23 protein-coding genes are annotated in these 21,439 nt (G+C 64.8%); 14 read left to right on the top strand and 9 right to left on the bottom strand.

The annotated features are described in order from the left end of the window. Positions 1-21 precede the first annotated feature (21 nt). A complete protein-coding gene (locus tag ACN9M1_RS01070; RefSeq protein WP_426396645.1) occupies positions 22-777 on the top strand; it encodes an SPOR domain-containing protein in 756 nt (251 codons plus the stop codon). A gap of 15 nt (positions 778-792) precedes the next feature. Here ACN9M1_RS01070 and rfaE2 read toward each other — a convergent pair whose 3' ends face one another. Together rfaE2 and ACN9M1_RS01060 are read right to left on the bottom strand one after the other, a co-directional pair. After that, positions 793-1,290, bottom strand: a complete 498-nt coding sequence (gene rfaE2 / locus ACN9M1_RS01065) for a D-glycero-beta-D-manno-heptose 1-phosphate adenylyltransferase (protein WP_426396642.1) — start codon at positions 1,288-1,290, stop codon at positions 793-795. Between the two features lie 74 nt (positions 1,291-1,364). Continuing rightward, the gene (locus tag ACN9M1_RS01060) at positions 1,365-2,225 is read right to left on the bottom strand and encodes a ferritin-like domain-containing protein (protein ID WP_426396640.1); all 861 of its coding nucleotides are present in this window, start codon (positions 2,223-2,225) and stop codon (positions 1,365-1,367) included. Positions 2,226-2,625: 400 nt separating this feature from the next. On the opposite strand from ACN9M1_RS01060, the gene ACN9M1_RS01055 reads away from it, so the two are divergent. After that, a complete protein-coding gene (locus ACN9M1_RS01055; RefSeq protein ID WP_426396639.1) occupies positions 2,626-3,306 on the top strand; it encodes a glutathione peroxidase in 681 nt (226 codons plus the stop codon). Positions 3,307-3,370: 64 nt separating this feature from the next. Here the strand turns inward: ACN9M1_RS01055 and ACN9M1_RS01050 are convergent, their stop codons facing one another. The 4 genes from ACN9M1_RS01050 to ACN9M1_RS01035 all read right to left on the bottom strand — a co-directional run bounded on the left by ACN9M1_RS01050 (position 3,371) and on the right by ACN9M1_RS01035 (position 7,151). Further along, positions 3,371-4,555, bottom strand: coding sequence for a patatin-like phospholipase family protein (locus ACN9M1_RS01050; RefSeq protein ID WP_426396638.1), 1,185 nt, complete (start codon positions 4,553-4,555; stop codon positions 3,371-3,373). A gap of 3 nt (positions 4,556-4,558) precedes the next feature. Further along, positions 4,559-5,440, bottom strand: coding sequence for a PhaM family polyhydroxyalkanoate granule multifunctional regulatory protein (locus ACN9M1_RS01045; RefSeq protein WP_426396636.1), 882 nt, complete (start codon positions 5,438-5,440; stop codon positions 4,559-4,561). A gap of 37 nt (positions 5,441-5,477) precedes the next feature. After that, the gene (locus ACN9M1_RS01040) at positions 5,478-6,296 is read right to left on the bottom strand and encodes an enoyl-CoA hydratase/isomerase family protein (RefSeq protein ID WP_426396634.1); all 819 of its coding nucleotides are present in this window, start codon (positions 6,294-6,296) and stop codon (positions 5,478-5,480) included. Between the two features lie 192 nt (positions 6,297-6,488). Next, positions 6,489-7,151 carry a hypothetical protein gene (locus tag ACN9M1_RS01035; protein ID WP_426396632.1) on the bottom strand — a complete coding sequence of 221 codons (663 nt, stop codon included), beginning with the start codon at positions 7,149-7,151 and terminating at the stop codon, positions 6,489-6,491. A gap of 102 nt (positions 7,152-7,253) precedes the next feature. On the opposite strand from ACN9M1_RS01035, the gene ACN9M1_RS01030 reads away from it, so the two are divergent. Continuing rightward, entirely contained in the window at positions 7,254-8,150 is an 897-nt protein-coding gene (locus tag ACN9M1_RS01030) for an IclR family transcriptional regulator (protein WP_426396631.1), read from the top strand. A 16-nt stretch (positions 8,151-8,166) separates the two neighbouring features. Here ACN9M1_RS01030 and ACN9M1_RS01025 read toward each other — a convergent pair whose 3' ends face one another. Then, the gene (locus ACN9M1_RS01025; protein ID WP_426396629.1) at positions 8,167-9,159 is read right to left on the bottom strand and encodes a fumarylacetoacetate hydrolase family protein; all 993 of its coding nucleotides are present in this window, start codon (positions 9,157-9,159) and stop codon (positions 8,167-8,169) included. Positions 9,160-9,254: 95 nt separating this feature from the next. On the opposite strand from ACN9M1_RS01025, the gene ACN9M1_RS01020 reads away from it, so the two are divergent. The 4 genes from ACN9M1_RS01020 to ACN9M1_RS01005 all read left to right on the top strand — a co-directional run bounded on the left by ACN9M1_RS01020 (position 9,255) and on the right by ACN9M1_RS01005 (position 12,642). Continuing rightward, positions 9,255-10,118: an IclR family transcriptional regulator gene (locus tag ACN9M1_RS01020; protein ID WP_426396627.1), complete on the top strand. Its 864-nt coding sequence runs from the start codon at positions 9,255-9,257 to the stop codon at positions 10,116-10,118. Continuing rightward, positions 10,084-11,220: a DUF3108 domain-containing protein gene (locus ACN9M1_RS01015; protein ID WP_426396625.1), complete on the top strand. Its 1,137-nt coding sequence runs from the start codon at positions 10,084-10,086 to the stop codon at positions 11,218-11,220. The genes ACN9M1_RS01020 and ACN9M1_RS01015 overlap by 35 nt, the downstream gene beginning before the upstream one ends. Before the next feature lie 2 nt (positions 11,221-11,222). Beyond that, on the top strand, positions 11,223-12,065 hold the full coding sequence (gene pcaD / locus ACN9M1_RS01010) for a 3-oxoadipate enol-lactonase (RefSeq protein ID WP_426396623.1): 843 nt from the start codon (positions 11,223-11,225) through the stop codon (positions 12,063-12,065). Between the two features lie 319 nt (positions 12,066-12,384). Then, on the top strand, positions 12,385-12,642 hold the full coding sequence (locus tag ACN9M1_RS01005) for a BTH_I0359 family protein (RefSeq protein ID WP_012760982.1): 258 nt from the start codon (positions 12,385-12,387) through the stop codon (positions 12,640-12,642). A 110-nt stretch (positions 12,643-12,752) separates the two neighbouring features. On the opposite strand, the gene ACN9M1_RS01000 is transcribed toward ACN9M1_RS01005, so the two are convergent. Then, positions 12,753-13,145 carry a rhodanese-like domain-containing protein gene (locus ACN9M1_RS01000; RefSeq protein WP_426396621.1) on the bottom strand — a complete coding sequence of 131 codons (393 nt, stop codon included), beginning with the start codon at positions 13,143-13,145 and terminating at the stop codon, positions 12,753-12,755. Positions 13,146-13,303: 158 nt separating this feature from the next. Between ACN9M1_RS01000 and ACN9M1_RS00995 the strand changes: the two genes are divergently transcribed. The 6 genes from ACN9M1_RS00995 (at position 13,304) to ACN9M1_RS00970 (ending at position 19,499) form a co-directional block, all read left to right on the top strand. Then, a complete protein-coding gene (locus ACN9M1_RS00995) occupies positions 13,304-14,344 on the top strand; it encodes a homocysteine S-methyltransferase family protein (protein WP_426396620.1) in 1,041 nt (346 codons plus the stop codon). Between the two features lie 52 nt (positions 14,345-14,396). Continuing rightward, complete coding sequence (metH, locus tag ACN9M1_RS00990) at positions 14,397-17,114, top strand: methionine synthase (protein WP_426396618.1); 2,718 nt, start codon at positions 14,397-14,399, stop codon at positions 17,112-17,114. A 239-nt stretch (positions 17,115-17,353) separates the two neighbouring features. Then, positions 17,354-17,806 (top strand): hypothetical protein, encoded by a 453-nt coding sequence (locus tag ACN9M1_RS00985; protein ID WP_426396616.1) that lies wholly within the window; start codon positions 17,354-17,356, stop codon positions 17,804-17,806. Positions 17,807-18,102: 296 nt separating this feature from the next. After that, positions 18,103-18,735 carry a response regulator gene (locus tag ACN9M1_RS00980; RefSeq protein ID WP_039599179.1) on the top strand — a complete coding sequence of 211 codons (633 nt, stop codon included), beginning with the start codon at positions 18,103-18,105 and terminating at the stop codon, positions 18,733-18,735. A gap of 113 nt (positions 18,736-18,848) precedes the next feature. Beyond that, positions 18,849-19,289 (top strand): response regulator, encoded by a 441-nt coding sequence (locus ACN9M1_RS00975; RefSeq protein WP_426396614.1) that lies wholly within the window; start codon positions 18,849-18,851, stop codon positions 19,287-19,289. Positions 19,290-19,358: 69 nt separating this feature from the next. Further along, a complete protein-coding gene (locus ACN9M1_RS00970; protein WP_366172077.1) occupies positions 19,359-19,499 on the top strand; it encodes an entericidin A/B family lipoprotein in 141 nt (46 codons plus the stop codon). 81 nt (positions 19,500-19,580) lie between these two features. Here ACN9M1_RS00970 and ACN9M1_RS00965 read toward each other — a convergent pair whose 3' ends face one another. Further along, complete coding sequence (locus ACN9M1_RS00965; protein ID WP_426398902.1) at positions 19,581-21,005, bottom strand: CHASE3 domain-containing protein; 1,425 nt, start codon at positions 21,003-21,005, stop codon at positions 19,581-19,583. 233 nt (positions 21,006-21,238) lie between these two features. Here ACN9M1_RS00965 and ACN9M1_RS00960 point away from each other — a divergent pair, with 233 nt between their 5' ends. After that, complete coding sequence (locus ACN9M1_RS00960; RefSeq protein WP_426396612.1) at positions 21,239-21,406, top strand: DUF1328 domain-containing protein; 168 nt, start codon at positions 21,239-21,241, stop codon at positions 21,404-21,406. The last annotated feature ends 33 nt before the right edge of the window (positions 21,407-21,439 follow it).

The raw sequence follows: 21,439 nt of genomic DNA, 5'->3' as shown, positions 1-21,439 counted from the left end.
GAATCCACGCCTGTTCGCACCATGACGCTTCGCCTCGCCCTGCTGCTTCTGCTGCTCGTCAACGGCGTTTTGCTGGCGGCCAACGTGGGCGTGTTCGGCCCCGATGTGGCCAGCGCCTGGTTTGAAAGCGAGCGCGAACCCGAGCGCATGCGCCGCCAGATTCGCACCGAAGAGATCCGCATTCTGGAGCCCGCTCCGGCCTCCGGAGCCGCAGCGCCCGCGGCTGCGCCGGCCTCCACGCCTGCCGCCTCCGCAGCGCAGGCTTCCATCGAGCGCACCGCCCTCTCCACCGCCGACACTGCCGGCACGTGTACCGAACTCGGTGGCTTGACCGATGCCCAGGCCACGCGTGGCGTCGATCAACTCAAGCCACTGGCTGGCGTTGAGGTGGAGCGCATCACGCGCCAGGAAGACAGCCGCTGGTGGGTCCACATGCCCGCCCGCGACACCCGCGAAGACGCCGAGCGCAAGGTCGGCGAGCTCAAGCGCCGTAACGTGGGCGACTCGGCCATCGTGCAGGAAGGGAATGGGTTCGTGGTGTCGCTGGGGTTGTTCCGCGACAAGGAGCGCGCGCAGCAGCGACTCGATGATCTGCGCGCCAAGGACGTACGCACCGCTGTGCTGACCGAAACCCGCCGCAGCGCCGCACGCACGTGGCTACGCGTGACTGCCAGCGGCGACGCGGCATCCGCTGTCGCAACCCAACTGGCCTCGCTCAAGAAGAGCCTCGGTGCAGACGACTTGCGCGCCTGCACCTCCGTCACCGCATCGCGTTAAACACCCGGCGCAGGATCAGGACGTTGCGCGCACGCGCTTGAGCAGCGCCGTGGTCGAGCGATCGTGCTCGAACGGAATCGCCAGCGCCGTGCCGCCCCAGCTGCGCACCACGCGTGTTTCTTCCAGCGCGTCGATGTCGTAGTCGCCGCCCTTGACGTAGATGTCGGGGCGCACGCGTTGGATGAGTTCGACCGGCGTGCGCTCGGCAAACAGCACCACCAGGCTCACCGATTCGAGCGCGGCCAGCACGGCCAGACGATCGTCCTGCGCATTGAGCGGGCGATCGTCGCCCTTGCCCAGCATGCGTACCGAGGCATCGGTGTTCACGCCCACCACGAGCGATGCCCCCAGCGCGCGCGCCTGTGCCAGGTACGTCGCATGACCGCGATGCAGGATGTCGAATACGCCATTGGTAAAGACGATCGGGCGCGGCAGGGCTTGCACCCGGGCCTCCACATCGGCGGAGTCGCAGATCTTTTGTTCAAAGGCGGGTGCGGGCTGACGAACGGTCATGGCGAAAGCGAAATCGGAGTGGAAAACAAAACGGCCCATCGAATCGATGGGCCGCTGGCTGCCAATGGCAAGAATCAGGCCGCTTGTTCCGCGCCGGCCGAGCCGAGCAGACGTGCGTTGAGTTCCTTGCGATAGCGGTTCAGGTCTTGCACGGTTTCAAAGGTACGCTCGAACAGCAGACCCATGTTGTGCAGGATGCGCTCGATCACCTTCTTTTCCCAGCCGGCGTCGAACTTGATCTGCTCGTCGAGCCAGTGCTCGAGCCAATCCGGGTTCGGCAAGCGCGACTGCACCGTGTCTTGCGGGAACAGCGCCTTGTTCACGTGCAGGTTGGTCGGGTGCAGCGGCTTTTCCGTGCGGCGGGCCGAGGCCATCAGCACGCCGATCTTGGCGAAGGCGCTGCGGGCGTTGTCACCAAACTGGCCGAGGTACTTCTTCATGTAGCGCAGGTAGGCGCCGCCGTGGCGGGCTTCGTCCTGCGACAGATGCTTGTAGATCGACTTGATGACCGGCTCGGTGTGCCATTCGGAGGCACGGCGGTACCAGTGGTTCAGGCGGATCTCGCCGCAGAAGTGCAGCATCAGCGTTTCCAGCGGCGGGGCCGGATCGAACTCGAAGCGCACGTTGTGCAGCTCTTCTTCGGTCGGCACGAGGTCCGGGCGGAAGCGGCGCAGGTATTCCATCAGCACCAGCGAATGCTTCTGCTCTTCAAAGAACCACACGCTCATGAACGCCGAGAAATCGGAGTCGTGGCGGTTATCGCGCAGGAACATCTCGGTGGCGGGCAGTGCGGACCACTCGGTGATGGCGTTCATCTTGATGGTCTGCGCTTGCGCGTCGCTCAGCAGCGACGCATCGAACGTGTCCCACGGAATATCTTTTTCCATATTCCAACGGACCGCTTCCAACGACTTGAACAATTCGGGATAGAGCATGGTAAGCCTTTGAATTTGCAGGCGGATTCTAGCAGACATGCTTGACCGGCCTTGGTTTTTCGTGCTTGCCGGAGCAAAGAATGGTGTCTGTCCGTTTCCTCGTCACAACAGGCCTGCCGGTGCCACGCGTGCGACGCGCGGCTTGGGCGACCCCCTTGGTGCGCCGGGCGCTGGCGCGAGCCTCGCGGTGATCCGCGATGTGATCGACGGGTTGTCCGTCGTCTTGTGTGGAGCGGCCCCCTCGATTGTCAGCGCGCCCTTCAGTATAGGAAGCGCGGCGCGTACAAGCGGCGTCCGGCGTGCCGCGCGCAAAGCACTTCCAGTGCCGCAGCCCCGGGCTTCGCGGCGTTATACCCTAGACTCAAAGGATCGACACACCGCCAGCTTTCGGAGACCTGACATGTTGTTTTCCGCCACCGTGCCTGCTCGCCGCCGGTCCTTGCCACGGCATGCGTCAGGCGTACTGCGCCGACACCATCTACTGGTGATTGCCATTGCGATTGCCATTGCCGTCATCGCCCTGCTGCTGCCGCGCACGGGTCACGCCGCTGCGCCCGCCGCACAACCGGTGGCCCCGGCCGCCAATGGCACGTGCCCGGCCAGCCTGAATTTCCGCGTCAAACGTCTGCAGGATGATGCCCCGCAAGACCTTTGCCAGTACGCCGGCCACGTGGTGCTGGTGGTCAACACGGCCAGCTACTGCGGCTACACGTATCAGTACGAAGGCCTGGAAGCACTCTATGCGAAATACCGCGACAAGGGGCTGACGGTGCTCGGCTTTCCGTCCAACGATTTCGAGCAGGAGCCCGGCAATAGCAAGCAGATCGCCGCGTTTTGCTACAACACGTATGGCGTGAAATTCCCGATGTTCTCGAAGACGGCGGTGGTGGGCCCGAGTGCCTCGCCCCTGTACGCCTGGCTCGCGGCACAGACCGGGCAGGCGCCGAAGTGGAATTTCCACAAGTACCTGCTGGATCGCAACGGCCGCGTGGTGGCGGTGTATCCGAGCAAAGTCGAGCCGGGCGATCCGGCCCTTGCCAAGCGCATTGATGCGCTGCTGGCCGAACCGGCACCGCGCTGAGTTGGCCGCTTGAGTTGGCCGCTTGAGTCAGCCGCTTGAGTCAGCCGCTTGAATCAGACCTCGCTTAGGCCGCGCGCATGGTGTCCGGCACCACGCCGTACAGGAACGCGGCCAACTCCTCACGGCGGGCCTGTACATCGCGCTCGCCCAGATCGATCAGTTCCTGCGTGAATTCGGGTTCGAACAGCAGATAACTGGCGAATGCGGCGCCGCGCGCCTCAGTGCCACCCAGCGGTTTGAGCAGCGCGCGCACTGTGCTCGGCAAGCGCTGCACGTGGCGCGAGGCGATCAACTCGATACGCTCGGACGGCGCCACCACCATCACTTCAATCTTGCGCCAGCCGTCGCGCGCGTCGGCGAGTTCGGGGGTGCGGGCCACCATCGCGTTGATGTGCTGCAGCCGTTCGATGTCGGTCGACAGGCCATCCAGAAAGATGCTGGCCAGCGCCTGCCCGGCAACCTGCGCCAAGGACGGATAGCCCGACGCCGGCACCGTGTCATACCACCCGGGCTGCGAGCGCGACGCCGCGCCCACCACCAGAATGCGATTCGCGCCCAGATGAATGGCCGGGCTCAGCGGTGACATCTGGCGCATCGTGCCGTCGCCAAACCACTCGTCATTGCCCTCAAGCGGCACCGGCTCGGCGGGAAATACGAATGGGATGCTGGAAGACGCCAGCAAGTGCGACACGCCAATCTCATCGGCCACGGCAATCCGCTGCGAACGCCGCCAAGGCAGCACCACATGCGGGGATTGGTAGAACGTGACGTGGCGCCCGGTGGTGTAGGACAGCGCCGTGATGGCCAGCGCGCGCAGTGCGCCGGCTTCGAACGCGGCCTGGACCCGGCGGCCATCGTGGTGGGCCTGCAGCATCTCGCGCAGCGGGGTGTTGTCGAACAGGGCACGGGGCGTGCGGCCCGTCATCCAACCGAACGCCAGCGCAGTCAGCCAGCGCGCGCCACTGGCGCCCACACGGCCGACATCGGTGCGATAGACGCGGTCTGCATGCAGGCTGGCCCAGAGCTGCGTGAGCGCCTCGGTGGCTTGTGTGAAGTCCTGCGCGCCACGCGCCAGGCCCAGGCTGTTGATGGCCCCGGCCGACGTGCCGCAGATCACGTCGAACGGTGTGCGGACCACGTTGGGCACCGTGTCGCGCGCGAGCCGCGCGATGCCACGCAGCACGCCGACCTGATAGGCGGCGCGTGCGCCACCGCCCATCATCAAGAGCGCGGTGCAGTCGTTCGACATCGATCAGGCGGTGTCGTCGTTGGCCGGTTTAGGCGGTGCCGCCTTGGCGGGCGCCTTCTTCGCTGCGGCCTTCTTGGGAGCCGGCTTCGCTGCTTTACCAGCAGGCGCCTTGGCGGCCGGCTTCGGTGCCGACTTGGCGGCCGCACGTTTCGGCTTGGCCGGTGCGGTTTTCTCTTCGATCTCCTCCGGCGCGGTATCAAGCCCCTCCGCCCCGGGTGCGCCCATGCCTCCCGCAGCACCACCAAACCCCGGGAAGCCCGGCATCAGGTTCTGCGGCATCGGCATGGCAGCGGCTGCTGAACTGGCGATCTGGTTGAACTGCTGCTGCAGCATGTTCCACCACGGCGACGGGTCGAGCGCGGCGGCAGCGGCGCGCGCGGCAGCAGCCTGTGCTGCTTGGGTGGCTCGGGCCGCTTCAGCGCGGGCCTCGGCTTCATCGTCATCGGTATCTTCCGATGCGACTTCTTCCTCATCTTCCGGCGAAGGTTCTTCGGCCTCGGCGGATTGAGCGGTCGTGTGCGGCCACGCCGGCTTGCTATCGGAGGCTTCATCGGCGGTCTCGCCCTGGCCGGCAAAGCCATCGAACGCAGACTTCATCGCCTCGGGTGACAACGCCGAGCCAAACGTCTGCAGCGCCACCAGCGTGGCGCGCTGGACCTCCAGCCCCTGGATGGCGGTGCGCAACAGGCTCGCGTTCAGTTGCAGCCAGCTTTCCACCGCGCGCAAGTCATGGATGCGCTTGTCGAGCTCTTCGAGATCCATCGGCGGCGCGGCAAAGCTCGCCATGTTGGGCATGCCGCCGGCCATGCCGGCAAAGCCGCCGCCCCATAGCTTGCGCAGAAATTCGAAGCCGCCTTCAGCGAAATTGGGCATCTGGGTGAACATGGTGTCTCCTGGAAATCGGTCGTGGGTCGATGACGGTTCAGGTGCCGTCGAAGGTGGGCGGGCGCTTCTGGCGCAAGCTGGCAATGCCCTCGCGCACATCGGGGCCGGCAAACCCCATGAATTCCAGCGCCAGCGAGGTATCAAAACTCGGGCCCGCCAGACGCAGCCAGTTGTTCAACGCGTACTTGGTCCAGCGGATGGCCGTCTGCGAACCCGCCGCCAAACGTTCGGCCACCTCGAAAGCGCGATTGACAAGCTCCGATTCGGGCACAGCCAATGACACCAGCCCGATACGTTCAGCCTCATCACCGGTCATCGACTCGCACAGCAGCAGGTAGTACTTGGCCTTGGCCATGCCGCACAGCAGGGGCCAGACGATCGCTGCATGGTCACCCGCCGCCACGCCCAGGCGCGTATGCCCATCCACAATGCGCGCGTCCTTCGCGGCGATGGAAATATCGGCCAGCAAACCGGCGACCAGCCCAGCACCCACGGCGGGCCCATGCATGGCGCTGACGATGGGCTTGTCGCAGTTGATGAGGTTGTAGACGAGGTCGCGCGCCTCGTGCCAGACGCGCGTGCGCACGTCGAAGTCTTCGGCCATCTGCTCGACGAGGTGCAGATCGCCGCCGGCCGAGAAGCCCAGCCCCTCGCCGCGAATGAGCGCCACGCGCACCGAGGGCTCGGCAGACACATCGCGCCAGATCTCGGCCAACTCGCGGTGCAGACTCGAATCGGCGGTGGACAGCTTGCGATTGGCCGACTGCGCCGCACCCATCACGATTTCGAGGACGGGGCCGTGCTGAACGAGCGTCAGCGCTTGGTAGCGGGCGAAGCGGGGAGCAAGCGAAGTCATGATCGGTCGGAATGTGAATCAAGCATAGCGGATGAGGCTGCGCGTGCAATGCGGCAGACACGTCGTGATGGCGCCCTCGTGCGGGCGCGCTGGTCCGGGCGCTGCATGCGGTTTCCTCCCGTCATTTGGAGAAGAGCCTAGCGGTTTTGCCGCGGTTTGGCGATGCGGGGCAGCCCGGGCATCCTCGCTGGTTCAAGCCGTGCCAGTCTGGTTGGGTACATGGTCACCCAACTGACGCAAGCCTTCGGCATAGGTACCGGCGTCCATTTCCGCCGTCGACTTGGCCACGTAGTAGGCGAGCCCCAGGCGTGAGGAGGTACCGGTGAAGACCTGATAGAAGTCGCCCAGATCATGCAGGCGCACGACTTTCCGCCACGGGATCACAGCGGCCTTGCCGGAGGGCCCTCGCACTGACAACGTGCTGGACGATAACGACCACACATGCAGCCCCTCCAACCGCGCCATGCTGCGCCGGACAGAACGCTCGGTGATCGATGCGATGAGGGGCGGGGTCCGCTGCTCGATCTTGGCCGTAAACCATCGGCGCGCACGCAGGACATGAGCGATCCCTGGTTTGTGGAAACGCCACCAAAGCCCGCCGTAGATCAGCGCGGCCAGCACGAAAGGCAGCACCGCTTCGATCGGGCTTTGATGCGAGGCGCCCTCCAGCCTGATCAGCCCCACGACCAACAGCGGAACGATCAGAAAGACCGCCGGCAGCCAGCGCTGCATGACAGACTCCATGCGCGCCTGCATGGCAGCCTGCCTGTTCGCCAGCCGCGCGATGCGTATGGCGGTGATGCGGTCAGCCAACGACTGGCATTGCGCGGCGCTGATACGGAAACGTAGCTCCATGGCCCGTCCTGAGTTGAGGTCCAACGTGATTCTAGAGCCACGCGCCTCGGTTGTATCTTTTTACGTAACGCGTATCTTGTAGAGCGACATCCGAGACTTCAAATGCCCATCGACGCCCCCCTCCTACCCGACGAACCGCTTGTAGAAGACGCCCCCGCCGAGCGCACCAGCGCCGGCATCCACTCCGCCGAAATTGCGCTGACCGTGCTCTCGGCGATGGCGCGCACGGGCGGCGCACACGCCGTCTCTGAACTGGGCCGGCAACTCGGCATGCCGCGCGCCAAGGTGCACCGCTATCTGGTCTCGCTGGAGCGCATGGGCTTTGTCGAGCAGGACCCGGCCTCGGCACGCTACCGGCTCGGCACGCAGGCGCTGCAGGTGGGGCTGTCCGCGTTGTCTGATGTGGATTTCGTGCGCGAAGGCACCAACATGCTGCCCAAGCTGGCCGAGCGGCTCAACGAGAGCGTGTTCCTGTCGGTGTGGAGCAACCGTGGGCCCGTCATCGTGCGATGGGAAGACGGTGGCCGGCCGGTGGCGGTGAACGTGCGCGTGGGTTCGGTCATGCCGCTGCTGAACTCGGCCACGGGGCATGCGTGCGCGGCCTGGATGCCCGAAATCCAGATCGTGCCGCTGATCGACCGCGAACTGCGCGGCCCCGGCGCGGGCAAGGCTGGACTGACGGATTGGCTGAACTGCCGCGCGCTCTGGCAGACCGTGCGACACGAAGGCGTGGCGCGCATCACGGGCTCGCTGGTGCACGGCATTGATTCGGTGGCCGTACCGGTGCTCGATGCGCAGGGCAAGCTCGCGGGGGCCATTACGGCGCTGGGGCTGTCCAGCGCGTTCGACTCCAGCCTGGAGGGGCCGGTCTCGCAGACGCTGCGCGAGGCGGGGCGGTCGCTATCGCTGCGCTTGGGGTATCACGGCCAGGCGCTGACCGCCGGGGCGGCGCCGGTCAAGCGCGGACGCCGCCCGAAGGCTGCACCCGAATCGGCGTAACTAAGCAGCGTAAGCCTTACGCCTGCGTGCCCGGCGCAACGACTTCCTGGTCAATCGCCCCGAAGATCGACACGCCATTCGCATCGAACATCTCGATCTTCACCGTGTCGCCATAGCGCATGAATTCGGTGACGGGCGCCCCGGATTCGATGGTCTCCAGCATGCGTTTCTCGGCAATGCACGCGTACCCCTTGCTGCGGTCCACGTTGGAAATCGTGCCCGAACCGACGATGCTGCCCGCCCGCACGTTGCGCGTCTTGCAGATGTGCGCGATCAACTGGCCGAAGTCGAACACCATGTCGGTGCCGCACTCGGGCTGGCCGACTTTCTTGTTGTTCCAGCGCACCGTCATCGGCAGATGCACCTTGCGCTCACGCCAGGCCTCGCCCAACTCGTCGGGCGTGACGGCCACGGGCGAGAACGCCGTTGCCGGCTTGCTCTGGAAGAAGCCGAAGCCCTTGGCGAGCTCGGCGGGAATCAGGTTGCGCAGCGACACATCGTTGGCCAGCACGATCAGGCGGATACCTTCGGCGGCAGCAGCGGCTTCGGTACCCATCGGCACGTCACCGGTGATGACGGCCACTTCGGCTTCGAAGTCGATGCCGAAGGCCTCGCTGCGGCAGACGATGGGGTCGTGCGCGCCGGCCAGGTCGTCGGAGCCCCCCTGGTACATCAGCGGATCGGTCCAGAACTCGGGCGGCATCTCGGCGCCGCGTGCCTTGCGCACCAGCTCGACGTGGTTCACGTAGGCCGAACCGTCGGCCCACTGGTACGCGCGCGGCAGCGGTGCCATGCAGTTGGCCGCATCAAATGCAAACGGGTGACGCGCGCGGCCCGCGTTGAGCTGCTCGTACAACTCCTGCAGTTGCGGCGCGTGGAAAGCCCAGTCGTCCAGCGCGCGCTGCAGCGTCCCGGCGATGTGCGTGGCGAAGTGAGCGGTCTTCAGGTCGCGCGAGACCACGGCCAGCTGGCCGTCGCGCGAGCCATCCTTGAGGGTGGCGAGTTTCATGGGCGTCGTGTGCGGATCTTGTGCAGGAAAAAGCTGCGCGGATGGTACACCGTGCATCGGCTAAACTGGCCCGAACCCTGTTTCCACCCGCCACCATGTCTACGCTGCCCGCTGACACCGATCTCGAGCTGGAGCCCGATGCCGATGCTGATGGCGAACTGGATGCGCCCGCGCGCTCGGGCATCCAGTCCATCGAAGTCGGCTTCCGGCTGCTGGAGGTGCTCACGCACACCAACGGTCCGATGATGCTGCGTGATCTGGCGCGCGCCGCGCCGATGAACCCCGCCAAGGCACACCGCTATCTGGTGAGCTTCGCGCGCCTGGGCCTCGTCACGCAAACGCCCGAAGGCCGCTACGACCTCGGCCCCTTTGCGCTGGAGATGGGCCTGGTGAGCCTGAATCGGCAAGACCCGATGCGCCGCGCCCGCCCTGCCGCCGCCGCGCTGCGCGACGAAATCGATCACACCATCGGCCTGGCCGTGTGGGGCAACCAGGGCCCGGCCATCGTCCACTGGGAAGAAGCCAGCCACCCTGTGACGGTCAGCCTGCGTCTGGGCGATGTGATGCCGATGCTCAACTCGGCGACCGGCCGCGTGTTTGGCGCCTATTTGCCGCGCGCCCAGACGCTGTCGTTCATCCAGCGCGAGCTCGACCGGTCTGCGCGCAACGAAGGCAACACCGAACTTCCCCGCACGCTCGAAGCCTATGACGCCATTTGCGCCGACGTGCGCACGCACGGCGCCTCACGCATCCACGGCGGCGTGCTGCCCGGCATCAATGCCATGTCGCTACCGGTATTCGACGCCAACGGCCAGCTATGCCTGGTGCTGATCGCCCTGGGCGCGCAAAGCACCTTCGACACCACCTGGAGCGGCCCGCTGGAGCGGCGCTTGCGGCAGGCCGCACAACAGCTTTCCGCCGATCTTGGATACGTTGCACCCAACGCCCCACAACCCTGACGATGTGACTGCCGGCCGCGGGCGCCGCCTTGGACGCTTTCGCCGCCTGCGCCGCGTCGGGCTGATCGTGTTGGCGGTCCTCCTGTTGCACGTCATCGCCGTCGTCTGGATTGCGCGCAACCATCAGGTCATGTGGCCGCCTGAGCCGGACCAGATCGTTCCGGCGCTGCTGTTGCGCCCGGAGCCCGTACAGCCGCCCGCGCCCCCCGCCCCAAAAGCGGCGCCCACGCCCAAACCGCGTCCCGCCGCGCCCCGTCCGCAAGCCGCACCGACACCTGCGCCAGCCCCGGTACCGGCGACGCCAGACATCGCCAATATGGACCCGGAGGACTTCAGCAGCGCCGGCGCCCAAGCCTCGGCCAACTCCGGTGTGGTCTCCGACCCGAGCGCGCGGGGCCCGGGCGCCGCCCCATCCGGCGCCAACTTTTCGCTGCCGCCGTCGGCCACGCTGCACTACGCCACCTACGTCAACGGCGTACGCAACGAAGACGGTGTGATCCGCTGGGCCACCGATGGCAAAACTTACACGCTGGCCGTCGAAATTCCGCTGCCGCTGTTCTTTGGCTCGCTTGCGTTCCGCAGCGCGGGCAGCGTGGGCACCTATGGCTTGGCGCCCGCCCGGTACGAAGAAGTGCGCGGTCGCCGACAACCCGACGTCACCACCTTCCACTACGCCGCAGATGCCACGCCGGCATCCGGCGCGCAGAGCGCACCCACCGTCACTTTCACGCGCACGCCTGCCGTGCTGCCCTTGCCCGAGGGCACGCAAGACCGCTTCAGTGTGTTCCTGCAATTGACGGGATTGGCGCGTGGCAAGCCCGAGCGCATCGCCAGCCCTGGGCTCACGCTGGAGATTCCCATCGCCGATACCGACAGCATGGAAGTCGCCCGCGTGCAGCACATCGGCGAAGAGACCATCGACACCCCGAACGGCACGATTCGTGCGCAGCACTTCATACGGCTACCGCGCCGGGCAGACGACAAACGGCGCGTGGAAATCTGGCTGTCCGCCGAGCGCGGCTGGCTGCCGGTACGCCTGCGCCAGACCGAGCCCAACGGCATGCAGTTCGACCTGGTCTACCAGTCCCAGGAAGGAGGCTGACCGTGAATCCCAACGCCAACGCACCACAATCCGGCACGGTGCACGCCAACGGCATCGACATCCATTACCGCATCGACGGGGCGGACGGCGCATGGGTGGTGCTTGCCCACGCGCTGGGTGTAGACCATCAACTGTGGGACGGCATCGCCGAGCGCCTTGCCGCCCGCCACCGCGTGCTGCGCTACGACGCGCGCGGCCACGGCAAGACCAGCGCCCCGCATGGGCCATACACGCTGTTCCAGATGGCCGACGACGTGGCCGGCCTGCTGGATGCGCTGTCGATCGAACAGGTGCATTTCGTCGGGCTGTCGATGGGCGGAATGGTGGGGCAAATCCTCGGTGTGCGTCACCCGCAGCGGCTGCTCTCGCTCACGCTGTGCGACACCGTCTGCTACACGCCCATGGCAGCGCACGCCATGTGGGACGAACGTATCGGCCAGGTGGAAGCGCATGGCATGAGCGGCATCATCGAACCCACGCTGCAGCGCTGGCTGACCACCGCGTTTCGCGAAGCACACCCCGCAGAGGCCGACCGCATCCGCAACCTGTTGCGCGCCACACCGCCCCACGGCTACGTCGGCGCATGCCTCGCCATCAAAGCGCTCGACACGCGCACCGGGCTGGCGCGCATCACCTGCCCCACACTCGTCATGACCGGCGAGGAAGACACCGGCGCGCCGGTGGAGGTGGCGCGCGAGATCGCCTCGCGCGTTCCCAACGCGCGCTTGAAAGTGATCCCGCACGCAGCCCATCTCGCCCCTATCGAACAGGACGACACCTTCCTCCGCGATCTGGATGAATTTCTCGGGCACGCGGGATGCGGGAGCCAATGCGACACGCCTTGAAGCGTCGCTGCCTCGCCGATAGTTGCAGGCGCCGTGCACACGGTCCGTCGTCTACCCATCGAATGGGGGACAGCCGCTTGCACCTTTTGATGCAGACACGGAAAGGTCTTGTTACTCGGCCACAACGCCCGTCACACATTAGGCCTCGCATTTGAGAACTTTGTGGTCAATGATTAAGCCCAAGGAACAGATGGGGCAGAGCGGTCATGCGGCGGGAGTTGATCGGCCCTTGAAGTCATGACCGCGGGCCCCATCTACCCGGTGCAGCAGTAGAGCAGTCCCCACAACAGCAAGACGATTGACGCCTCGGAGGTGCACCATGCAAATGATCTACAACAGCGACAACTACTGCGTTGTCGAGTTCGGTGTCGACGGCCAGCACGCCATGCTTGCCGCGGGCGGCTACGAGATCGTCGATAAGAACCTCAAGCGCGAGATCTTCCTCGGCGGCGAACTGGCCGAGCACTTCCGCGAGGACGTCAAAAAACTGATCGCTAGCGAACCCACGGTCGAAGAAGTCGACGACTTCCTCGGCAAATTCGACACGGTGATGACGCAGCCCGTCACGATGCACTGAAGTGGAGCGGGCCAACTGCCCGCCGGACCGATCAACAAAAAACGCCCGGAGCTTGGCGCTTCCGGGCGTTTTTTCATGCGCGCATCGACTATCGCGTCAATAGCTTCTGGCTAGCACTGCTCCCACGGCAGGCCGGCGTGGCGCCACCCGTTGAGTGTGTTGCGGTGGCGCGTGCCATCCAGATCGCCCTCAAAGCCGTGGCGCACGACGTAGACGTCGCGGAAACCGGCTTCTTCCAATGCGTGGGCTGCGGCTGCAGAGCGATTGCCGCTGCGGCAGATCAGCACGATCGGCCGCTCGAAGCCGTGGCCCGTCAGCTTGTGCACGGTGGGCACGAACTCCGGGTTCACCTCCCAGTGCGGGCCGTCGTTCCAGGAAACATGGTGCGCGCCAGCCGGGTGGCCAACAAACAGGTGTTCCATTTCGCTGCGGCAATCGATGAACAGCGCAGCAGGCGTGCGTTGCAGGAAGGCGTGGGCGTCGGTGGGGTCGAGCAGTTGCATGGCGGCGGTCAAGGCGAGACAAATGGCGTGATGTGGATTATAGGAGCGGGATTACCTACAACGGCGGCAAGTCCTTGATGCGACTGGTAAAATTGCGCTTTGGCCGCCCCTGCCGCAATTTTGACGATCAGTCCGGCCGCTGCACCTCGGAGTCCTCCATGACCGCGCCCCTGCCCTACACCCGTGCCGCCAACCTGCCCGCGCTGCTGCGCGAGCGCATCCTGATCCTGGACGGCGCAATGGGCACCATGATCCAGCGCTACAAGCTGACCGAGGCGCAGTACCGCGGCGAGCGGTTCGCCAATCACCCGATCGACGTGAAGGGCAACAACGAACTGCTGTTGCTCACCCGCCCTGAAGTCATCCGCGAGATTCATGAGCAGTACCTGGCCGCCGGGGCCGACCTGATCGAAACCAACACCTTCGGCGCGACGACCATCGCGCAGGAAGACTACAAGATGGCGGACCTGGCCTACGAGATGAACGTCGTGGCCGCCCGCCTGGCGCGCGAGGCCTGCGACAAGTACAGCACGCCCGAGAAGCCCCGCTTCGTGGCCGGCGCCTTCGGCCCGACGCCCAAGACCGCCAGCATCTCGCCCGACGTGAACGACCCCGGCGCACGCAACGTCAGCTTCGACCAATTGCGCGACGCGTACTACGAACAGGGCAAGGCGCTGCTCGAAGGCGGGGCGGACGTGTTCCTGGTCGAGACCATCTTCGACACGCTCAACGCCAAGGCCGCGCTGTTCGCCATCGACCAGCTGTTTGAAGACACCGGCGAGCGCGTGCCCGTGATGATTTCCGGCACCGTGACCGACGCCTCGGGCCGCATTCTCTCGGGCCAGACGGTGGAAGCGTTCTGGAACAGCCTGCGCCACGCCAAGCCGATCACCTTCGGCCTGAACTGCGCGCTGGGTGCCGCACTGATGCGCCCGTACATCGCCGAGTTGGCGAAGATTTGCGACACCGCCGTCTCGTGTTACCCGAACGCCGGCCTGCCCAACCCGATGAGCGACACGGGCTTTGATGAAACGCCCGACGTGACGTCCAGCCTGGTCGACGAATTCGCCGCCGCTGGCCTAGTGAATCTGGTGGGGGGCTGCTGCGGCACCACGCCTGAGCACATCAAGGCGATTGCGGACCGTGTTGCGAACCGCAAGCCGCGTGCATGGCCCGGCCAGTACAAAGAAGCTGCCTGAGTCTGAACCAACGCGCCACCGCCCGCCTGCCCCTTATTTGCATCAGAAGAACATGACCGACCACCCCATGCGCCTCTCTGGCCTCGAACCGTTCAACATCGGCGAGGACACGCTGTTCGTCAACGTTGGGGAGCGCACCAACGTCACCGGGTCCAAGGCGTTCGCGCGCATGATCCTGAACAGCCAGTTCGACGAGGCGCTGGCCGTCGCGCGTCAGCAGGTCGAGAACGGCGCGCAGGTCATCGACATCAACATGGACGAGGCGATGCTCGATTCGAAGGCGGCGATGGTGCGCTTCCTGAATCTGATCGCCTCCGAGCCGGACATCGCGCGCGTGCCGATCATGATCGACTCATCCAAGTGGGACGTGATCGAGGCGGGCCTGAAGTGCGTGCAGGGCAAGGCGATCGTGAACTCGATCTCGCTCAAGGAAGGCGAGGAACAGTTCGCGCACCACGCGAAGCTGATCAAGCGCTACGGCGCGGCTGCGGTGGTGATGGCGTTTGACGAGCAAGGCCAGGCCGACACGTTCCAGCGCAAGACCGAGATCTGCAAGCGCAGCTATGACTTCCTCGTCAACAAGGTCGGCTTTGCGCCGGAAGACATCATCTTCGACCCGAACATCTTTGCCGTCGCCACCGGCATCGAAGAGCACAACAACTACGCGGTCGACTTCATTGAGGCGACACGCTGGATCAAGCAGAACCTGCCGTACGCGAAGGTGAGCGGCGGCGTGTCGAACGTGTCGTTCTCGTTCCGCGGCAACGATGTGGTGCGCGAGGCGATCCACACCGTGTTCCTGTACTACGCGATTCAGGCGGGCATGGACATGGGCATCGTCAACGCCGGCCAGTTGGGCGTGTACGAGAACCTCGATCCGGAGTTGCGCGATCGCGTGGAAGACGTGGTGCTCAACCGCCGCCCGGATGCGACGGACCGCCTGCTGGAAATTGCAGACAACTACAAGGGCGGTGGCACCAAGCGCGAAGAGAACCTCGCCTGGCGCCAGGAGCCGGTGGAAAAACGCCTCGCCCACGCCCTCGTGCACGGCATCACCGACTTCGTGGTGGAAGACACAGAAGAAGTCCGCCAGAAGATTTTTGCTGCAGGCGGCCGCCCGATCCAGGTAATCGAAGGCCCGCTGATGGACGGCATGAACATCGTCGGCGACCTCTTTGGCGCCGGGAAGATGTTCCTGCCGCAGGTGGTGAAGAGCGCCCGCGTGATGAAGCAGGCGGTGGCGCATCTGATTCCGTTCATCGAAGAAGAGAAGCGCCAGATTGCGGCTGCCGGCGGCGACGTGCGCTCGCGCGGCAAGATCGTCATCGCCACGGTCAAGGGCGATGTGCACGACATCGGCAAGAACATCGTCACCGTCGTGCTCCAGTGCAACAACTTTGAAGTCGTGAACATGGGCGTGATGGTCCCGTGCAACGACATCCTGGCGAAGGCCAAGGTGGAGGGCGCGGACATCATCGGCCTGTCGGGCCTGATTACGCCGTCGCTCGAAGAGATGGCCTACGTGGCCTCGGAAATGCAGCGCGATGACTACTTCCGCGTGAAGAAGATCCCGCTGCTGATCGGCGGCGCCACCACGAGCCGCGTGCACACCGCCGTGAAGATCGCCCCGAATTACGAAGGCCCCGTCGTCTACGTGCCAGACGCCTCGCGCTCGGTGAGCGTGGCGTCGAGCCTGCTGTCGGACGAAGGCGCCGCGCGCTACGTTGAAGAACTGCATGCGGATTACGACCGCATCCGCACTCAGCACGCCAACAAAAAGGCCACGCCGATGGTGTCGCTGGCGGCCGCGCGTGCCAACAAGACGAAGATCGACTGGTCCGACTACACGCCGCCCAAGCCCAAGTTCATCGGCCGCCGCGTGTTCAAGAACTACGACTTGAACGAACTCGCGCAGTACATCGACTGGGGCCCGTTCTTCCAGACGTGGGACCTCGCCGGCAAATTCCCCGACATCCTCAATGACGAGATCGTGGGCGAATCGGCCCGCAAGGTGTTCTCGGACGGCAAGAGCATGCTCGCGCGCCTGATCGCCGGGCGCTGGCTCACGGCCAACGGCGTGATCGCGCTGCTGCCCGCCAACACCGTCAACGATGACGACATCGAGATCTACACCGACGAATCGCGCTCGGAAGTCGCGCTCACCTGGCGGAACATCCGCCAGCAAAGCGAGCGCCCGATCATCGACGGCGTGATGCGCCCGAACCGCTGCCTGGCGGATTTCATCGCACCCAAGAGCACCGGCATTGCCGACTACATCGGCCTGTTTGCCGTCACGGGTGGCATCGGGGTGCAAAAGCGTGAAGCCGCTTTCGAAGCCGACAACGACGACTACAGCGCGATCATGCTCAAGGCCCTGGCCGACCGTTTTGCCGAAGCCTTTGCCGAATGCCTGCACGCCCGTGTGCGCCGCGACCTGTGGGGCTACGCGTCGGACGAAACGCTCGACAACGACGCGCTCATCCGCGAGGAATACAAGGGCATCCGCCCCGCGCCCGGCTACCCAGCCTGCCCAGAGCACACCGTCAAGCGCGACATGTTCCGCGTGCTCGACGCGCAGGAGATCGGCATGGACCTGACTGAAGCGCTGGCCATGACGCCAGCTGCGTCTGTGTCGGGCTTCTATTTGTCGCACCCGGACAGCACGTACTTCACGCTGGGCAAGATCGGCCAGGATCAGGTGGACGATATGGTCGCCCGCAGCGGTGAAGACCGCGCGTTTGTGGAGCGCGCCCTCGCCCCGAATCTCTGAATCTGTGACAAGACGTTTAATACATAGTGTGTGCCACATTGTGTCTTACGCCCGCAAACCCTTGTCGGTATTGGCCTGAGCGGCATTTCAAGAGGGGTGATGCTGACATTACAAAGCCTTACACCCCCTAACAGTCGTAACCGGAAGGGCTCCATACACTGAACTCATTCGCTCAACACACAGAGCGATGCCGCGACGAATCCCTCGCGTGGCCGTTCAGAACGAAAGGAGTCTCTTCCATGAACAAGCTGCTGATCTCCCTGTCCGCCATCGCCATCGCTGCTGCTTCGGCTTACGCCAATGCGCAAACCCCGTCGGCCAATGCCGGCGTGCAAGCCAACGGCACGGCAGCTGTCGCACCGGCACCGGCCACTACGGCCAACGTCGGCACCGGCCTGAAGGCCGATGTGAAGTCGGACGGCGGTGCCAAGCTGGACACCGAGTCCGCCAAGAGCCAACTGAACACCAAGGCCGAGCACAGCGCCAAGGCAGCTCACGAGCACAAGGCCAAGGCTGAAGCCGGTGTGGATAAGACGGCCGACAAGGTCGGCAAATCGGTCAGCAAGACCGAAAAGTCGGCAGGCAAGACCACCAAGGCTGCCAAGGCAGATGTCGCCAGCGCGGCTGGTACCACCACCGGCACCACCGGCGCGGATGCCAGCGTGAACGCCGGCGCCACGACCCAGAAGTAAGCCAGCCTGACCGGGCACTGCCCGGCACCTGTGGCCATGACGGGGCGGATACCCACCGCCCCGTTTTCTTTTTTCTGGCGCACAGGCACATGGATTGCTCCAATTACACGCGCAAGCATGTTGCGATGCAGGCACTTATGAGAGCGTTCATGGAAACCCACCCCTCGACTCCGGAACCGGCCGTTTCAAGCGACGCCGGTTTCACGCTACAGTCCGATACAATTGCTGTCGTATCGAACCAACAAGCGCAGCGCGCAGGTGGAGTCAGCCCGCCCGGCGCGCCCATAAGGAGCAGCATGATTCGCGTCCTGATTGCGGACGACCACGAGATCGTCCGCGCCGGCCTTCGGCAGTTTCTGTCCGAAGAGCGGGACATCGAAGTCGCGGGGGAAGCGGCAAGCGGGGAAGAGGTGATGGAGCAACTGCGCACCAACGCCTTCGATGTGGTGGTGCTCGACATCTCCATGCCCGACCGCAACGGCATCGATACGCTCAAGCTCGCCCGCCAGCGTCACCCCGATCTGCCGGTGCTGATCCTGTCCACCTTTCCGGAAGACCAGTACGCGATCAACCTGATCCGCGCAGGTGCATCGGGCTACCTGACCAAGGAAAGCGCCCCCGATGAGCTGGTGAAAGCCATCCGTACCGTGTCGCAAGGCCGACGCTATGTCAGCCCGACGGTGGCGGAACTGCTGATCGGCGGCCTGGAAAAACCGACCGACCAACCGCTGCACCAGACGCTGTCCAAGCGCGAATTCCAGATCTTCTGCAAGCTCGCACGCGGGCAATCGGTGTCGATCATCGCGGAAGAGCTGTTCCTGAGCGTCAAGACGGTCAGCACCTACCGCACCCGGATCCTGGAAAAGATGGGCATGAAATCCAATGCCGATCTGACGTACTACGCCATCAAAAACGGCTTGGTGGAGTGACGCCACACCCCTGGCGCAAACCCCACCGCAATACGCCTAGCCGCCCCCACCCCTGTTGGCATGTAGGACAACGCCTGATACCACCTAGGCAACCCGGTGGCTACCATCAACGCATGCTGGATCAAGCCGTCACCCTCTCCACCCGTGGCCTGCGCGTCCTCCTGATCGAGGACTCCCCGGTGCTTCGCGGCATGGTGTTGGAATACCTCAAGGCCTCCGCCTTCGTGGCGACGGTCGAGTGGGCCGACACCGAAGACTTGGCCCTGAGCCAGTTAGCGCAGGGTCACTACGATGTGGTCATCGTGGATCTGCAATTGCGCCAGGGAAACGGCTTCAAGGTGCTGCAAACTTTGCGCGATCAAGCCTCGCCCAGCGTACGCATCGTCTATACCAATCACGCCCAGGTGCCGACCTATCGGCAACGCTGCTTTGAAGCCGGCGCCAACTACTTCTTCGACAAATCGCTTGAGCTCGACAAGGTGTTCGAGGTGATCGAAGAACGCGCCGGCATGTCGCGGCCGCGCACGCAAGCCGCCCACCATCCGCACGCCTGAAGCGTCCGCGCGCCGGTTGCATCGTTACGCGGTAATCCCCCATCCTGTTTCTGACCCAAGGAGCATTCGATGAAGACCCTGTGTGCCGCCCTCGCGTTGATGTGCGTTTTCCTGGCTGGCTGCAACACCATGGCCGGTGCCGGCAAGGACATCCAGACTGGAGGCCAGAAGCTCGAAAACGCTGCCGACAACACCAAACAGAAAATGTAAGCCGGCAAGCGCGCAACGAAAAAAAGCCCCGACATGGGGCTTTTTGCTTTTGGTGTGTGGCGCGCGCAATCGCTCCGGCGCTCAGACCGCTGCACTGCCCGGCAACGCCGTCTGCGGAGCAGCGACGTGCTCCGCGTGGTCTGCCCGCTCGAACACCGCATCCGTCGGCGGCAGCTCGACGATGATGGTCACGCCGCCGCCAGGCATCGAATCGATCGTCAGCGTGCCGCCCAGCGCAATGGCGCGCTGTTCCATCCCGAGCAGCCCGTGATGACCGACCATGCGGCGGCGCTCAATATCGGCGGGAAAGCCTCGGCCGTTGTCGCGCACGCGCAGGCGCACGCCCTCGTCTTCGTTCACATCCAGCGCCACCGAGACCGATGTCGCGTGCGCGTACTTCGATGCGTTCGTCAGCGATTCCTGCACGATGCGGTATAGCGCGATGGCCGCATCATCGGTCAGCTTGGGCATGTCGTCGGGCAGGCTGACCTCGGTGTGCCAGCCGTTACGCACGCCCACGTCTTCGGTCAGTTGCGAGAGTGCCTCGACCAGCCCCAGGTTGAGCAGGATGGTCGGGCGCAGGTCTTCGATCAGGCGGCGCTTGATCTGAATGCCTTGGTCGACGTGGGCCATCACGCGGGTAATCTTTTCGCTCACGGCCGGCTCGTTGGCCTGCATGCGCGAGCGCAGCCAGTGCAGATCCATCTTGGTGGCAGTGAGGATGGCGCCCAGCTCGTCGTGCAGTTCGCGCGCGAGGCGGGTCTTTTCGTCTTCGGTCACGCGTTGCAAGTGGGCCGCTAGGTCGGACAGCTGCCGCGTGCGTTCGCGCACCATGCGGTCGAGCTTGAGGCTTTCTCCTTCGGCCTTGTCGCGCGCCTGTTCTGTCACCGCCAGGCGCTTGGCGTGCTGCATGCCCAGCACCACCAGCAAGATGATGTTGACCGCCGTGATGAGCGCAATGCCATAGCGCGAGAGCGCCAGATCGCGCTCGGCGTGTTCGAGGCTGCGCGCCACGGTGGCGATCTCCCGCTGGCGCAGACGGTCCAACCCCTGCCGCACCGCCTCCATCGAGGCCTTGCCGAAATCGGTACGCACAAGATCCAGCGCCACTTCCAGATCGCGCTTGCCGTAGATGAGCGTGAGCTCCATTTCGGTGAGCTTGCGGCTGACCTGCAGCGCGGTCTCCGAAAACAGCTTGAGCGCATCCGGATCGTTGGCGTAGTGGTCGCGGATCTCCGCCATCAGCGCGTGAATATGCGGGATGGCCTTGTTGTAGGGGTCGAGGTATTCGTCCTTGCCGGTGAGCAGGAAGCCGCGCTGGCCGGCCTCGGCATTGACAAGCTCTGCGAGCAGTTCGTTGATGGCGGTTTCGGCTTGCTGCGACTGAATCACCTGCCGATAGCCCTGACTCAGGCGAACGTTGCCCGTCTCCGAAGCAATCAGCACCCCGAGCGTCAGCAAGATGCCGACGGCAAGCAGCAAGGTGGAGCGCAAGGATGACCGCATGGCATGCAGACCCATGTGAAACGCGTCAAACCGCCCGACGCGGCACGCGTTGCGTGTGTGTTTTTAGTAGGGGGCATGATACTCCGTGGCCGCCCCAGACGACACTTCGGGCGCACCCGGAGCGGGCACGCTGCGTGCGTCACAGTACGCCGGCAGGGCACCCGGGCAACAGCGGCGCCACGATGCAGCGCAACAGCCCTGCCTCCCTACTATCCCGATCCGGAGGCAACAACATGCTGAAATGGGCACTGATCTTCGCCATCATTTCCGTGGTGGCAGGCGTGCTGGGCTTTACCGGCATTGCCACAGGCGCGGCGAGCATCGCCAAGATCCTGTTCTTCATCTTTGTGGTGCTGTTCGTGCTGTTTCTCATCCTGGGGGTCACCGTTTTCAAGGCTTAGCGCCGCCCCTGAGCCCGTCGGGTCCGTGTCTTG

The sequence above is a fragment of the Ralstonia sp. R-29 genome (assembly GCF_049913345.1).
In the GTDB taxonomy this organism is placed as follows: domain Bacteria; phylum Pseudomonadota; class Gammaproteobacteria; order Burkholderiales; family Burkholderiaceae; genus Ralstonia.
The sequence above is the reverse complement of the archived record's forward strand: the minus strand, read 5'-3'. Positions and strand labels throughout refer to the sequence as shown.